10 protein-coding genes are annotated in these 14,103 nt (G+C 62.1%); 7 read left to right on the top strand and 3 right to left on the bottom strand.

Annotated elements, in window-relative coordinates; genetic code table 11:
* Positions 1-24 precede the first annotated feature (24 nt).
* From KBB96_RS06930 to KBB96_RS06920, 3 genes are all read left to right on the top strand, one after another.
* The gene (locus tag KBB96_RS06930; protein WP_211633865.1) at positions 25-1,134 is read left to right on the top strand and encodes a nucleoid-associated protein; all 1,110 of its coding nucleotides are present in this window, start codon (positions 25-27) and stop codon (positions 1,132-1,134) included.
* 84 nt (positions 1,135-1,218) lie between these two features.
* Positions 1,219-2,301: a cobalamin-dependent protein gene (locus KBB96_RS06925; protein ID WP_211633864.1), complete on the top strand. Its 1,083-nt coding sequence runs from the start codon at positions 1,219-1,221 to the stop codon at positions 2,299-2,301.
* Positions 2,298-4,046, top strand: a complete 1,749-nt coding sequence (locus KBB96_RS06920; protein ID WP_211633863.1) for a methylmalonyl-CoA mutase family protein — start codon at positions 2,298-2,300, stop codon at positions 4,044-4,046. Before KBB96_RS06925 ends, KBB96_RS06920 begins: the two co-directional genes overlap by 4 nt.
* An 82-nt stretch (positions 4,047-4,128) precedes the next feature.
* On the opposite strand, the gene KBB96_RS06915 is transcribed toward KBB96_RS06920, so the two are convergent.
* Genes KBB96_RS06915 through KBB96_RS06905 form a run of 3 tightly spaced genes read right to left on the bottom strand, consistent with a single transcriptional unit; the run spans position 4,129 to position 7,628 of the window.
* A complete protein-coding gene (locus KBB96_RS06915; protein ID WP_211633862.1) occupies positions 4,129-4,893 on the bottom strand; it encodes a succinate dehydrogenase/fumarate reductase iron-sulfur subunit in 765 nt (254 codons plus the stop codon).
* A 19-nt stretch (positions 4,894-4,912) separates the two neighbouring features.
* A complete protein-coding gene (locus tag KBB96_RS06910) occupies positions 4,913-6,883 on the bottom strand; it encodes a fumarate reductase/succinate dehydrogenase flavoprotein subunit (RefSeq protein ID WP_211633860.1) in 1,971 nt (656 codons plus the stop codon).
* Between the two features lie 31 nt (positions 6,884-6,914).
* Positions 6,915-7,628 carry a succinate dehydrogenase cytochrome b subunit gene (locus tag KBB96_RS06905; protein WP_211633859.1) on the bottom strand — a complete coding sequence of 238 codons (714 nt, stop codon included), beginning with the start codon at positions 7,626-7,628 and terminating at the stop codon, positions 6,915-6,917.
* Positions 7,629-7,956: 328 nt separating this feature from the next.
* Here KBB96_RS06905 and KBB96_RS06900 point away from each other — a divergent pair, with 328 nt between their 5' ends.
* The 4 genes from KBB96_RS06900 to KBB96_RS06885 all read left to right on the top strand — a co-directional run bounded on the left by KBB96_RS06900 (position 7,957) and on the right by KBB96_RS06885 (position 13,968).
* A complete protein-coding gene (locus tag KBB96_RS06900) occupies positions 7,957-9,387 on the top strand; it encodes a circularly permuted type 2 ATP-grasp protein (protein ID WP_226373663.1) in 1,431 nt (476 codons plus the stop codon).
* 7 nt (positions 9,388-9,394) lie between these two features.
* On the top strand, positions 9,395-10,444 hold the full coding sequence (locus tag KBB96_RS06895; protein WP_211633855.1) for an alpha-E domain-containing protein: 1,050 nt from the start codon (positions 9,395-9,397) through the stop codon (positions 10,442-10,444).
* A 2-nt stretch (positions 10,445-10,446) separates the two neighbouring features.
* The gene (locus KBB96_RS06890) at positions 10,447-11,343 is read left to right on the top strand and encodes a transglutaminase family protein (RefSeq protein ID WP_211633854.1); all 897 of its coding nucleotides are present in this window, start codon (positions 10,447-10,449) and stop codon (positions 11,341-11,343) included.
* 81 nt (positions 11,344-11,424) lie between these two features.
* Positions 11,425-13,968: an adenylate/guanylate cyclase domain-containing protein gene (locus KBB96_RS06885; protein WP_211633853.1), complete on the top strand. Its 2,544-nt coding sequence runs from the start codon at positions 11,425-11,427 to the stop codon at positions 13,966-13,968.
* Positions 13,969-14,103: the final 135 nt, after the last annotated feature.

Raw genomic sequence — 14,103 nt, 5'->3', positions numbered from 1 at the left:
GCCTAGGTTCCGCCTCCCGTCGCCATGGCTGCCAAGATCCGCTTCACCTCCGCATCCGCCACCCGTCTCGTCCTCGCCAAAGTGGGCCACCCGCAGCGCGAGGAACCCTTGCAGACCTCCAAGCAGGTCTTCCATGTGGATGAGGCGGATCAGGAGGTGCTGACGGCGATCTTCCTGAAGCCGTTCAAGAACCTCTCCGGTCATCGCTTCAGCCATCATTCCTCGCTCGATCAGCACGAGATGAACTCGCTGGCGACGGCGATTTTCAATTCGGAGGATGGGTTGCTGGAGCGCGGCTGCGACATCGCGAAGCGCCTCTACTCGAAGTCGAACCATCCGAACATCAAGTCCGGCGATCTCTGCATCTCCTTCATCAGGGATATCGAGGTGAATGGCGAGCTGGTGCAGGGTATCTGCATTCTCAAATCGGAGAGCGTGGTGCCGTTCCTGAGCATCTCCACGAAGGACGGCGACCTCGAACTCCACACCGAGCAGGGCATCAATCCGGAGAAGATCGACAAGGGTTGCCTGATCCTGAACCACCATGCGCAAAAGGGCTACCATGTCCTGACCTTCGACCGCTCCGGTGCGGAGTCGCGCTTCTGGGTGCGTGACTTCCTCGGCGTGGTGCCGGTGACCGATCCTTCATTCCTGACCAACAAATACGCGGACATGGCGGTGGCCTTCGTGAAGAAGGAAGAGAAGGCAAAGAAGGAAGCGCGCAAGGAACAGGCTCCGGAGGAAACCGAGCCGGGCGATGACACGCCGCCATGGGGCACCCACAGCGCGGCCCGGGATGCGATCTCCTATTTCGAGGAAAAGGAGAACTTCAGTCTCCAGGAATTCGAGGAGCAGGTGCTCAAGACTCCGGAGGCGGTGGAAAAATTCAAGCGCCACCGCGCCGAGGTGGAGCGGGATCAAGGTCACACATTCGATGATTCCTTCCAAATTTCCAAGAAGGACGTGAACAAGGCGAAGAAGAAGATCGCTGCGGTAGTGAAGCTGGACACCGGCGTGGAGATTCATTTGAAGCCCACGCTTTCCGGTGAGGCGGATTCGGTGTTGGAACGTGGCTTCGACGAGGACAAGAAGATGAAGTTCATCAAGGTCTACTTCAACGAGGACCTGTCTTGATGGAATGTTGTAGCGCCTCCTGGAAATGATCGCGTGACGCGGCGGACTCTGCTATGGTGAAGCATGGCCGGGTTTCCCGTTCGCGTGCTCACCGCCGTCCCGCTGTGCGACGGTCACGACAGCGCGATCACGGCGGTCAATCTGGAGTTGATCCGCCACGGGATCGAGGTGGTCTATCTGGGTTTCCACCGGTCGGTGGCGGATATTGTCCGGGCGGCGGTGCAGGAGGATGTGGCGGCGGTGGGTATCTCCAGCTACAATGGCGGCCACATTGAGTTTTTCCGCGAGGTTGCGGACGGATTGGGGAAAGCCGGGCGTCGGGAGATCGGATTGTTCGGCGGGGGCGGGGGAACCATCACTCCGGCGGACGCGGAGCGGATGCATGTGGAGGGGACGGACCGGATCTTTTTGGCCGGTGCATCGTTCGATGACATGGTGGGCTATGTCCGGGAGCGTTATGAGCGCACAGTGGAGAAGCCGGAGCACCTTGAGGCAGGCGCCCCCCTTTGCCTCGCGAGGATGATCACGTGTCTGGAGGAGGGGATGATTCTGGATGCTCCATCCCGCGGATCTGCGAAGGTAGTGGGCATCACGGGGCCAGGAGGAGCTGGGAAGACGACCCTCATCGATGAACTCACGCGCCAGTATCTGGTGGAGCATCCGGCCCATCGGGTGGCGATCTTGTCCCACGATCCCAGCACGCTGCATCAGGGAGCGTTGCTGGGAGACCGGGCGACGATGGTGTATGCACAGGATGACCGTGTGTTCCTGCGCAGCATGGCGACGCGGGGGCGGCAGGGTGGATTGTCACCCGCGACGGGGCCCGCCTTGGCATGGCTGTCCTCGGCCGAGGCCGGATTCGACCTGGTGATGGTGGAGACGGTCGGCATCGGCCAGGAAGCGCTGCCGTTTCCGGATCGGATGGTGGATCGCCGGATTCTGGTGATGAACACCGACTACGGCGCGCGCCTGCAGCTTCAGAAGATCCTGATGCTGGAAGTGGCGGACATCGTGGTGGCGAACAAGCAGGATCGGCCGGGCAGCGATGCAGCGGCACTGGAGATTCGCCGCCATCTCGACGCCATCGCCCCGGGCAAGCCGCTGGTGCGGAGCGTGGCCAGCCGGCATGGGGACGCGGGAGTTGCCGAACTCTTGAAGCTGCTATGAAAACACTGGGGGACATCGTGGAGGCCATACGCCGTTTCAATGCGGCGGTGGAAGAGCGCGTGGCGGAGGTCCGATCCGACCCGGCGAAAGGACAGGCCGTGATGGAAGAGTGGCGTGTGCTTCGAGCCAAGGTTCCCGAGGTGGAGACACCGACCGGCCTGCGCCTTCCAAGGCTGGCGCTGCCGGAGCTCGATGAGCCGGGGGCGGTGGTGAAGTTTCTCCAGGGCGAGGGATTGCCGGGGAAATTTCCATACATTTCATCGGCGTACCCGGAGCTGTATCTCGATCCCATTGAAGGCCCGCGCACGGAGGAGCCGACGCGATTGTTCGCGGGACTCGGCCTGGCGGAAGATACCAACGAGCGCTTCCATCTGCTGACGAAGAACCAGCGCTCGCACCGCATGAGCACGGCCTTCGATGGACCGACGCTCTATGGCATGGACAGCGATGAGCCCGGAGTCTTCGGCAAGATCGGAGAGGGCGGGGTGGCCATCGATACGGTGGAGGACATGGAGAAGCTTTATGCGGGCTTTGATCTCACGGCGGCTTCCACGTCCGTCTCGATGACGATCAATGGACCGGCTCCGACGATCCTCGCGATGTTCGTGGCGGCGGCGAAACGGCGGTTTGGTAAGGATGCCGCGGAGAAGCTGCGCGGCACGGTGCAGGCGGATATTCTCAAGGAAGTGCAGGCGCAGAACGAGGTGCTGTTCCCGGTGGAGGATTCGCTGCGGTTCCTGTTGGACATGTGCGAGCACTGCGTGCGGAAGATGCCACGGTGGTATCCGGTATCGATCAGCGGCTATCACATCTCGCAGGCCGGAGCGACGCCGGTGCAACAGGCGGCGTTCACGCTATCGAACGGATTCGCGTATGTGGAGATGCTGCGGCAGCGCGGATTGCCGGTGGATGAGTTTGCGCCGCGGCTTTCGTTCTTCCTCGATTGCTCGCTGGATGTGGAATTCGTGGCGTTGGCGCGTGTCTGCCGGAAGCTGTGGGCGATCGGGATGCGCGATGTGTTCGGTGCGACGGAGCGCGGGCAGTCGTTCAAGCTGCACACCCAGACCAGCGGGCGCTCGCTGGTATCGGCGGAGTTCAAGAATAACCTTACCCGCACGGCTCTGGAGTTGTTGCTGGCCTGCCTCAATGGAACGAATTCGTGCCACAGCAACAGCGCGGATGAACCCTTCACCACGCCCACGGAGGAATACGCGCGGCTGGCATCGCATGCGCAGTCGATCCTGCTGGAGGAAAGCGGTTTGTTCCGCCACACGATGAACCTGCTCGCCGGTTCATCGGGGATGACGCAGGTGGAACGCGCGGTGGAAGCGGCGATTCTAACAGAATTCGAGACGTTGGACCGTCTGGGTGGCGTATTGGAGGCGATGGAACAGCGTTACCAACGGTCCGCGATCCAAGCGGCGGGGTATCGGTATGAACGGCAGATTGCCGATGGCACGCGACCGGTGATCGGGGTGAACCGGTATTGGAGTGACGAGCCGCGGCCGGTTCCGGTGCTGGTGAGGATTCCCGATGAACGGAAGCAGTTTCAGATCGATCGGCTCCAAGATTTCAAACTGAGGAATGCGGAGCGTGCGCTGGTTGCGCTGGCGCGATTGACCCGCGTGGTGAGGGACGGTGGGAATGTGTTCAGCGAATTGATTGAGACGGTGGAGTATTGTTCGCTGGGGCAGATTACGAAGGCCTTGCAGGAGACGGTGGGACGGTTCAGGCCGCTGGTGTGATGGTGGCGGTTGGAAACCGCCGCCACGAACAAAAAGCCAGGATCGGAGAACCGATCCTAGCTTTTGAAAACGAGGGCAACGATCAGACCAGTGCCTCGCTGGCAGCGGCCTTGGCGTAGTCGCGGTTCATGCGGGCGATGTGGTCGGCGCTGATTTCCTTCGGGCAGACGGCCTCGCACTCGTACTGGTTGGTGCAGTTGCCGAAGCCTTCGGAATCCATCTGGCGGACCATCGCAAGCACGCGCTTGTCGCGCTCCGGCTGGCCCTGCGGCAGGTGGCCGAGGTGGCTCACCTTCGCGGAGACGAAGAGCATCGCGGAGGCGTTCTTGCACGCGGCCACGCAGGCACCGCAGCCGATGCAGGCGGCGGCGTCGAAAGCCGAGTCGGCATCCGCCTTCGGGATCGGCAGGGCGTTCGCATCCACGGCGGAGCCGGTGCGGACGTCGATGTAACCACCGGAGGCAATGATGCGGTCGAAGGCCGAGCGGTCCGTGATCAGGTCGCGGATGACCGGGAAGGCCTTGGCGCGGAACGGTTCGATCCAGATGGTGTCGCCATCCGAGAACTTGCGCATGTGGAGCTGGCAGGTGGTCACGCCGCGGTCCTTGCCGTGCGGGATGCCGTTGATGGTCAGCGAGCACATGCCGCAGATGCCTTCGCGGCAGTCGTGGTCGAAGTGGATCGGCTCGTCACCGGAGTTCACGAGCTCCTCGTTGACGATGTCGAGCATCTCGAGGAAGGAAGCTTCCTCGGGGATATCCTTCGCCGCGTAGGTTTCGATCTTGCCGGTGGCGTCGGCGTTCTTCTGACGCCAGACCTTGAGAGTGAGATTGAGCTTCTTGGACATGGTATGGTCGGCGGAAGGTTTATTGATAGCTGCGGACGGAAGGCTTGAGGGTCTCGAACACGAGCGGCTCCTTGTGGAGCGACGGGCGGTTGCCCGCACCGGTGAATTCCCAGGCGGCGACGTAGGCGAAGTTCTCGTCATCACGCTTCGCCTCACCGGCCTGGGTCTTGCCGGACTGCACTTCAGGGTCGGCATTGGTGTACTGGTGCTCGGCGCGGAAGTGGCCGCCGCAGGACTCCTCGCGGTTCAGTGCATCGTAACACATCAGCTCGCCGAACTCGAGGAAGTCGGCCACGCGGCCTGCCTTCTCCAGTTCCATGTTGGCACCCTCGCCGGAGCCGGGGATGCGGACATTGTTCCAGAACTCCTCGCGGATGGCCGGGATTTCCTTGAGCGCTTCCTGCAGGCCTTCGGCGCTGCGTTCCATGCCGCACTTGTCCCACATCACCTTGCCAAGGTCGCGGTGGAAGGAATCCACCGTGCGCTTGCCGTTGATGTTCACCAGGCGGTTGGTCTTTTCGACAATTTCGGCCTCGGCCTTCTTGAACTCCGGATGGTCGGTGGTGACCGAGCCGGGCTTCTGCGTGGCGAGGTAGTTCGCCACGGTGGTCGGGGCCACGAAGTAACCGTCGGCCAGTCCTTGCATGAGTGCGGAGGCACCGAGGCGGTTCGCGCCGTGGTCGGAGAAGTTCGCCTCACCCAGCACGTGCAGGCCGGGGATGTTCGACATCAGGTTGTAGTCCACCCACAGGCCGCCCATGGTGTAGTGCACCGCAGGATAGATCATCATCGGGCGCTTGTAGGGATCCTCGCCGGCGATCTTCTCATACATCTGGAAGAGATTGCCGTAGCGCGAGCGGATGGTGTCCTCGCCGAGACGCTGGATGGCATCGCGGAAATCGAGATACACACCGAGGCCGGTGGAGGCCACGCCGCGGCCGTCATCGCAGGCTTCCTTGGCGGCACGCGAGGAAATGTCGCGCGGCGAAAGGTTGCCGAAGGAGGGATACTTGCGCTCGAGGTAGTAGTCGCGCTGGTCGTCCGGCACCTCGGCGGGGTTGAGCTGCTTGCGGCGGATCTTCTCGGCCACGTCCTGCGACTTCGGCACCCAGATGCGGCCGTCGTTGCGGAGCGACTCGGACATCAGCGTGAGCTTCGACTGGTAGTCGCCGCTGACCGGGATGCAGGTGGGGTGGATCTGGGTGTAGCAGGGGTTCGCGAAGAGAGCGCCCTTCTTGGCCGCGCGCCAGGCTGCGGTCACGTTGCAACCCATCGCGTTGGTCGAGAGGAAGAACACGTTGCCGTAGCCGCCGGTGGCCATCAGCACGGCATCGCCCGCGTGGGAGGAAATCTTGCCGGTCTTCAGGTCGCGGACGACGATGCCCTTGGCCTGTCCATCGACGAGCACGAGATCCAGCATCTCGGTGCGCGGGAACATCTTGATGCCGCCCTTGTGGATCTCTTTCTCGAGCGCCTGATAGCAGCCGATGAGGAGCTGCTGTCCGGTCTGGCCGCGGGCGTAGAAGGTGCGGGACACCTGTGCGCCACCGAAGGAGCGGTTGTCGAGCAGGCCGCCGTATTCGCGGGCGAAGGGAACGCCCTGCGCGACGCACTGGTCGATGATGTTCGAGGAAACTTCGGCGAGGCGATAGACGTTCGCTTCACGGGAGCGGAAGTCGCCGCCCTTCAGCGTATCGTAGAACAGGCGGAAGGTGGAGTCGCCGTCGTTGCGATAGTTCTTCGCGGCATTGATGCCACCCTGCGCGGCGATCGAGTGGGCGCGGCGCGGGCTGTCCTGGTAGCAGAAGCACTTCACCTGATAGCCCAGCTCGGCGAGCGTGGCGGCGGCGGCACCACCGGCGAGACCGGAGCCGACGACGAGGATGGTGTATTTCCGCTTGTTGGCCGGATTGATCAGCTTCGAGTCGATCTTGTGCTTGGACCACTTCTGGTCGAGCGGGCCGGACGGGATCTTGGCGTCGAGAATCATGTCGGTGGAAAGTATGGGTTGCGGGGATGATTCAGCGACCGAAGCGGAAGATGAGGATCGCGAGCGGGATGGAGATGAAGCCGAACCAGATCAGCGCGGCGTAGCCCTTGCTGATCGCGCAGATGAGGCCCTTCGACTTGCGCGAGCGCAGGCCCAGCGTCTGGAAGATGGAGGCCACACCGTGGGAAAGGTGCGAGCACAGCATCGTCATCGCGATGAGGTAGAAGAGGACGACATACCAGACCGAGAAGCCGTCGATCACCATTTTCCAGGCATCCATGCGGACCTCGCCGTGCTTGGCGAGGTAGTCGGCATCGACATAGGTACCGTAGCTGTTGCCGATGTGGGCGGTGAAATGCATCAGGTGATAGACCACGAAGGCGAGGATCGTGAGACCGCTCCAGATCATGATCCGCGAGGACTTCGAGGCCTGCACGGTCGCCTCATAGGCATAGGGTTCACGGGCGGCCTTGTTTTCCTTCGTCAGCAGGATCGTGGCCCAGACGTGCAGCACCAGGCAGACCAGCAACCCGATGCGGGCGATCCACACGCCCGCACCGTGGAGGAAATGGTGCAGGAATTGCGCGTAATCATTGAACGGCCCGCGTCCCAGAAAGACCACCAGGTTGCCCGCCAGGTGCCCCGCGAGGAAAAGGACCAGAACCAGGCCGGTGATGGCGACGATGAGCTTCTTGCCGATCGAAGAGCTCCAGAATGAACACAAGCTGCGGGAGAGGACGTTCATGGGTGGCGGGAAGACGAAGTAAGCGGACGACGGGTTTGATAGGTAGCTGCCTCCTCCGTGACAAGGGGAGACTCGGTGCTTTGAAAATTGTAATGGCGACCGAACGTATGCGCGCGCGGACCGGGCATCCATGGCATTGCCGGAGGCTTTCCATGAAGCCCAAAAAACACAAAATAGGTATTGCGAATGAGTCGCAATAATTCGCTGAAATTGCCTGCTTCATGACCCCGCCGAATGCGTTTGGGGTATCCGCATTCGGGGTGTTGATCGACGGATGTTGAAACTTGGCCCACGGGCTGCTATTTGGGCGGATGAAACCCCTTTTCTTATGTTCGAGGGCTACGAACCCGAAAAATTCTACGACGAAATGTTCTCCGCCCCCGGATCCGTCCGGGATCATTGCGCCCCCCTTTACGAGCGGTTCAACGGCCTTTCCGAACGCGATTTCCTGTCCCGCAAGGCGACCTGCGAGCTCTATTTCCTGCGCCAGGGCATCACCTTCAACGTCTATCATGACAACCGTGGCACCGAGCGGATCTTTCCGTTCGATCCCGTGCCGCGGGTGATCCCTGCGGACGAGTGGGAGCATCTGGAGTCCGGACTGACGCAGCGGCTGCTGGCGCTGAACCTGTTCCTCCACGACATCTATCACGAACAGAACATCCTCCGGGATGGGGTGATCCCGCGCCACTACATCGAGAACGCGAAGCACTACCGCCCGGAATTCCGCGGAGTGAACGTCCCTGGAGACATTTACATCCACATTTGCGGCAGCGACCTGATCCGCGGCCACGATGGAGTCTACTACGTGCTCGAGGACAATGGCCGCTGCCCTTCCGGGGCTTCCTACCTCCTGGAAAACCGGAATGCCTTGAAGCGCGCCTTCCCGGGGCTTTTCGACAGCCTCGGCGTGCGCTCGGTGAGTTCCTATCCTCGCGACCTGCTGGACATGCTCCACCACATCGCGCCGCGCCGGACCGATGATCCGGTGTGCGTGTTGCTCACCCCCGGCTGCTACAACAGCGCCTACTTCGAGCACTGCTATCTCGCCCGCGAGATGGGCATTGAGATCGTCGAGGGCCGCGACCTTGTTGTGATCGACAACATCGTCTACATGCGCACCACCCGCGGCCTCGTCCGGGTGGATACGATCTACCGCCGCATTGATGACGATTTCCTCGATCCCACGGTTTTCCGGAAGGACTCGGTGCTCGGCGTGCCGGGCCTGATGGCGGCCTACCGGGCCGGCAACGTCTCGCTCGCCAATGCGGTCGGCACGGGCGTGGCGGATGACAAGGTGATCTACTACTTCGTCCCGAAGATCATCGAGTACTACCTCGGCCAGGAACCGATCCTTCCGAATGTCCCGACCTACCTCGCGTCCGAGGAGGAGGATCTGAAATACATCCTCGACCACCTCCCGGAGCTGGTGGTGAAGGCGGCGAACGAGTCCGGCGGCTACGGCATGCTGATGGGACCACAGGCGACCAAGGAGGAGATCGCGGCTTTCCGCGAACGCATCATCGCCGATCCGCGGAACTACATCGCCCAGCCGGTGGTTTCGCTTTCCCGCAGCCCCACGTGGTGCGAGGGCGCGATGGAAGGGCGCCACCTCGACCTGCGGCCGTACATCATCTACGGACGTGACATCAAGATCGTCCCCGGCGGACTGACCCGTGTGGCCTTGACCAAAGGCTCGCTGGTGGTCAACTCCTCGCAAGGTGGAGGCAGCAAAGACACCTGGGTCCTCCGCCACTGATTTTCCCATGCTCTCCCGAGTCGCAAACACGCTCTACTGGATGGTTCGCAACGTCGAACGCGCCGACAACCTCGCGCGCCTCATCGACGTCAACCAGCAGCTCCTTCTCGATTTCGAAAGCCTCGACAGCGAACGCCTGCGCGCCTTCTGGCGGCCGATCATCCTCAGCACCGGGGACGAGGAGACTTTCGACAAGCTCTACGAAAAAGCCGGCAGCGCCGAGGTGGTCCGCTTTCTAACAGATGACCGCCGCAATCCCAACAGCATCGTTTCGTGCATCGCGCTGGCCCGCGAAAACGCCCGCACCGTGCGCGACCAGCTCTCGGACGAACTGTGGGAGGAGTTGAATTCCGTCCACCTCTACCTCCAGTCCGACGAGGCCGCGTTCGTCGCGCAGCACGACCCCACCAAGTTCTATTCGCAGATCCGTCGCGCGGCGCTGGCTTTCCACGGCATCGCCGCATCGACCACCGCCCGCACCGAAGCATGGGAGTTCATGGATCTGGGACGTTATCTGGAGCGCGCGGACAAGACGACCCGCTTCCTGGACATTGCGAACTATCTGCCATCCGGAGTGGACGCCACCGAAACCGGTTCGCCGGGAGTACTCCATTGGAGCGCCATTCTCCGCTCCTGCGGAGCGATGGGCGCCTTCCGCGAGGAATACCAAGGCGAGATCACCCCGGAGAACGTGGTGAAGTTCCTGATTTTCTCCCACGATTTCCCGCGTTCCGTGCGTTTCTGCCTGAACCGCATCGACCAGAGCCTGCACCGCATTTCCAACACGCCTCGTGGCACCTATTCGTGCGAAGCGGAGCGGGAGGCCGGGAAGCTGTTTTCCGATCTCAGCTTCGCCTCCGCCGGAGAGGTCTTCGACATGGGCCTCCATGAATATCTCGATCACCTCCAGGAGCGTTTCAATACCATCGGTGCCGAAATTTTCGAAACCTATGTGCTGATGCCGGAACGCGTGCAATCGCGGCCCGTCGAGTCGTTCACTCCGACGTCCACGGTGCTGGCATGGCAGTTGGAACAACAACAGCAACAGCAGCAGTGAGCGTGGACGATCCGGCCCAGGCTCCCACGCCGGAGACCCTGGCCTGCGGCATGAAACTGGCCGTCACCCACCGCACGGTCTTCTACTACGGCGGTCCGGTGACGGACAGTGTCAACACGCTGCATTTGGAACCGCGCACGTTTCCATTCCAACAGACGCTCGGCGGTCTGGTGAAGGTGCTGCCCGCCACGCGGGTGCGGCGGTTCACCGACTTGTTCCAGAACATCACCCATCATTTCGAACTACCGCAGCCGCATGCGAAGCTGGAGATCGAGAGCCGCATCAAGGTGCGGAACCTTCCGCTGGATATCACCACGGAAGCCCGGGAAGCGACGCTGGAGGACTGCAAGGACAGTTCGATCCGCGAGCGCATCTGGCCGTTTCTCCAGGAGAGCCACCTGATCTCGAAGACTCCGGAGGTCTGGCGCCAGGCGGTGGACCTCACCCGCGGCCACCCATCCATTTTCGCGCAGGCCCTGGCCATCCTGCATTGGATCCATGAGGCCTTTGTGTACGATGCGGGTAGTACCCACGTGCATACCCACATGGCGGAGGCCTTTGAATTGCGCCGCGGGGTTTGCCAGGACTACGCGCATGTGATGATCGGCTTGTGCCGCTCGGTTGGCATCGGCGCGCGTTATGCCTCGGGCTATCTCTACAACGGTCCACGCGATCGGTTGGTGGGAGCCCAGGCATCCCATGCCTGGTGCGAGGTGTATCTGCCGGGAGCGGGTTGGATCGGATTCGATCCCACCAATGGCACGCTCGCGGACGCGCGTTATGTGAAGATCGCCGTCGGCCGGGACTACGATGACGTGGCTCCGGTCAAGGGCACCTATCACGGCCACGGGCACTGCCACATGGAGGTGACGGTCGAGGTGACGAAACTGGACGCTTGAAGGGACGAAATACCTGCCGGGTGTCGCTGAAAGCTTGCCGATGGCTGCCAGCCGGGGCTTGATCATCGTGGTTCCAACAGCATGTCCGATCGCAAATCACCCGCTCCCAAGCCCTTTTCCGCGATCGATTGGAAAGGGGCCTGCTGGTTGTGGGGGGCGACGGTGCTGCTGATCCTTTTCCTCTGGAACAGCAGGGGAAATCCCATGGTGGTCAATGGCTGGCTGCTCGCGAATGCCGTGCTCGCGGCGACCATGCTGGTGTGGGCCGTGGGCTTCCTGCGGACGGTCTTCACCGCACGTGGCACCATCGTGCGATGGGCGTTCTGGCCCACCTTGCTGATGGCGTTTTCCGAAGCCATCCCGGGTGCGGAATTGTTCGGTGGGAACAATGCCAACTGGCTGCCAGCCGGCCCGTCGTATTTGATCACCCTGCTGGGAATTTTCCCGATCCTGTTGAGTGCCGGCATCCTGTTGGGAGTGATCGGGGCCGGAGGAGGGGTGATGAGCACGGGGGTGGAGATGGACCGTGTGGGCGCGGTCCGCTCCGGTGTACGCTGGATCTGGCTCCTGCTCATCGGCGTGTATCTCATCGATTTGATTCCCGGGATGGAAGGCCGGCGCCTGATCTATGGTGGGATTCCGTGGTGGCTCCTGTGCCTGCGGCCCCTGATCGGACGGGGAACCCGGGTGGCTTTGATCGGACGCTTCGATCTCTGGCTGGCGAAACGACTGCGCTGGCAGATCGCGGGGCGGACGCTGGACCTCCGGGCGGAAGTGTTCGCTACCGCCGGATTCCTGCTGGCGTGGGCCTTGGTGTCATTGAAGGTATTCCAACCGCTCCAAGGTTCCGCGCTGCTTTCCGGCATCCAGGTGGTCAATGCCACGGGCCTGCGCGAGATGCCGAAACCCGGCCAGATTGTCTTGTTGGAATGGGATTCCTCCCAGCTCCGGGCGGCGACCACGCGGGAATCGGAGTCATCGATCCAAGCGGCGATGATCCTGCGCCTCGCCGAGCTGCGGGCTCGTCGTGTGGTGCTTCCGGTTCCCGCTGAGCGGGTATCGCAGGAGATCAATCAGGAGAACGAACTCTTTCTCCCCGGCCCGCAGGAATCGGAATTGAGCCGCTCCGAACGCGATCTGACCACGTTGGAAACCGCCATGCGTGCGGCAGGCAACGTAGTGCTGCTGGAGCCACCTCCTTCCGCCGGACGCCAACCCGCATTCAGGCGGCTGGCGGGTGCGGCCCGCGATGTCGCGAGTTCGCGACTCAAGCCGTTCAAGACCGTCGCGCTGCCCGCCATCCAGTTCCGATGGCCGCAGGATGAACTGCCGCCCGCTCCTCTGCTGCTTCACGCGGCGCAAGCGGGACATGACCGGCCCATGCCCCCGGTGGTAAGACCGGATGGGCATGCCGAGTTTGACGGGAAGGTTTTCCCATTGATGAACCGTGAGGGTGATTTGTTGGTTGATCTCACAGGCAGTCATGAGGGACGGGATTTCGCCCACGTGAGCTACAGTGAAGTGCTGCGGGGCGAATGGCAGTTTTCCCCAGGCAATGCCATGACCAGTGGCAAATGGGTGCCGCCGGAGGAGTACTTCAAGGACAAGATCGTCTTCCTGCCTCCCTTGCGGAGCAGCGTGGTGCCGGGGCCATTGGGTTCCTTGGAATCCACCGAGCTTCTCGCCCAGGCCACCCGGACCTTGTCTGGCAGCCATTTCCTCCACCCGCCTGCGGGGCATGCGGAGGATTTCTTCGCGTTTGCGTGTGCATTGGCGATCGGTCGTCTGGCGATGCGGCGCGAACCGCTCAAGGCGGGCTGGCGTCTGCTGGTGGTGATCGGGTTGATCCTGGGATTGGGACTGGTGATGTTCGCGGTGGCGGATGTGTGGTTGGACCCGGTGTTTCCCGCGATCTCCGCGCTGGCATCGTTCTTGTTGGTGACGCAGCTCAGTTTCAGTTTGGAGCGGGCCGCGAAGGAGCGGAACCGCATGCTGTTGCACCGCTTTGTCGATCCCTCGATCGCCCGCGAGCTTCTCGATTCGCAGCAGTCGCGCCTTGGCCTCGGCGGTGACCGCGAGAACGTGGTCATCCTCTTCGCCGATGTTCGTGGTTTCTCACGCTTCGCCGAGAATCATCCGCCGGAGGAGGTGATGCGGGTGGTGAATGCCTATCTCGGCGTCATGACGGACGCGCTGCATGCCCGCGGTGGCCTGCTCGACAAGTACACCGGTGATGGATTGATGGCGATGTTCCGCCTCGAACGCCAGGGCTCGGTGGCCGGAGCGGTGGACGCGGCACTCGCCATGCGCGATGCCGCGCTGGAACTCTCACGTGAGCTGAAGGCGGAAGGGGAGAAGTCCCTGCGTGTGGGGATCTCGGTTCACGCCGGGGAGGCTGTTGTCGGATTGGTGGGCAATGCCGAGCGACAGATCAATTTCACGGCGCTGGGACATGTGGTCGTGGTGGCTGCGCGTTTGCAAACGTTGACCGGCGGTGGCGAGGTAATCGTCAGCAAGGAAGTGCACGATGCGGTCGATGGAGAGTTCCAGATGGAGCCGCGTCCGGAAGTGCATGTGAAAGGCGTTTCACAACCGGTGAAGCCGTACGTGGTGCTGGGGAAGTGAGGCCTTCGGTTGCTCGCGGCGAAGCCGTAGTAGCGCGAAGCTCCGCTTCGCGTGTTTCTAACAAATGTTTTGGGAATAGAGATGGCAAAAGAAACAAGCGCCCATCACAAACGCGAAGCGTAGCTTCGCGCTACT

The sequence above is a fragment of the Luteolibacter ambystomatis genome, assembly GCF_018137965.1.
Lineage (GTDB): Bacteria > Verrucomicrobiota > Verrucomicrobiia > Verrucomicrobiales > Akkermansiaceae > Luteolibacter > Luteolibacter ambystomatis.
Note: the sequence above shows the minus strand (reverse complement) of the source record. Positions and strands in the feature narration are given on the sequence as shown.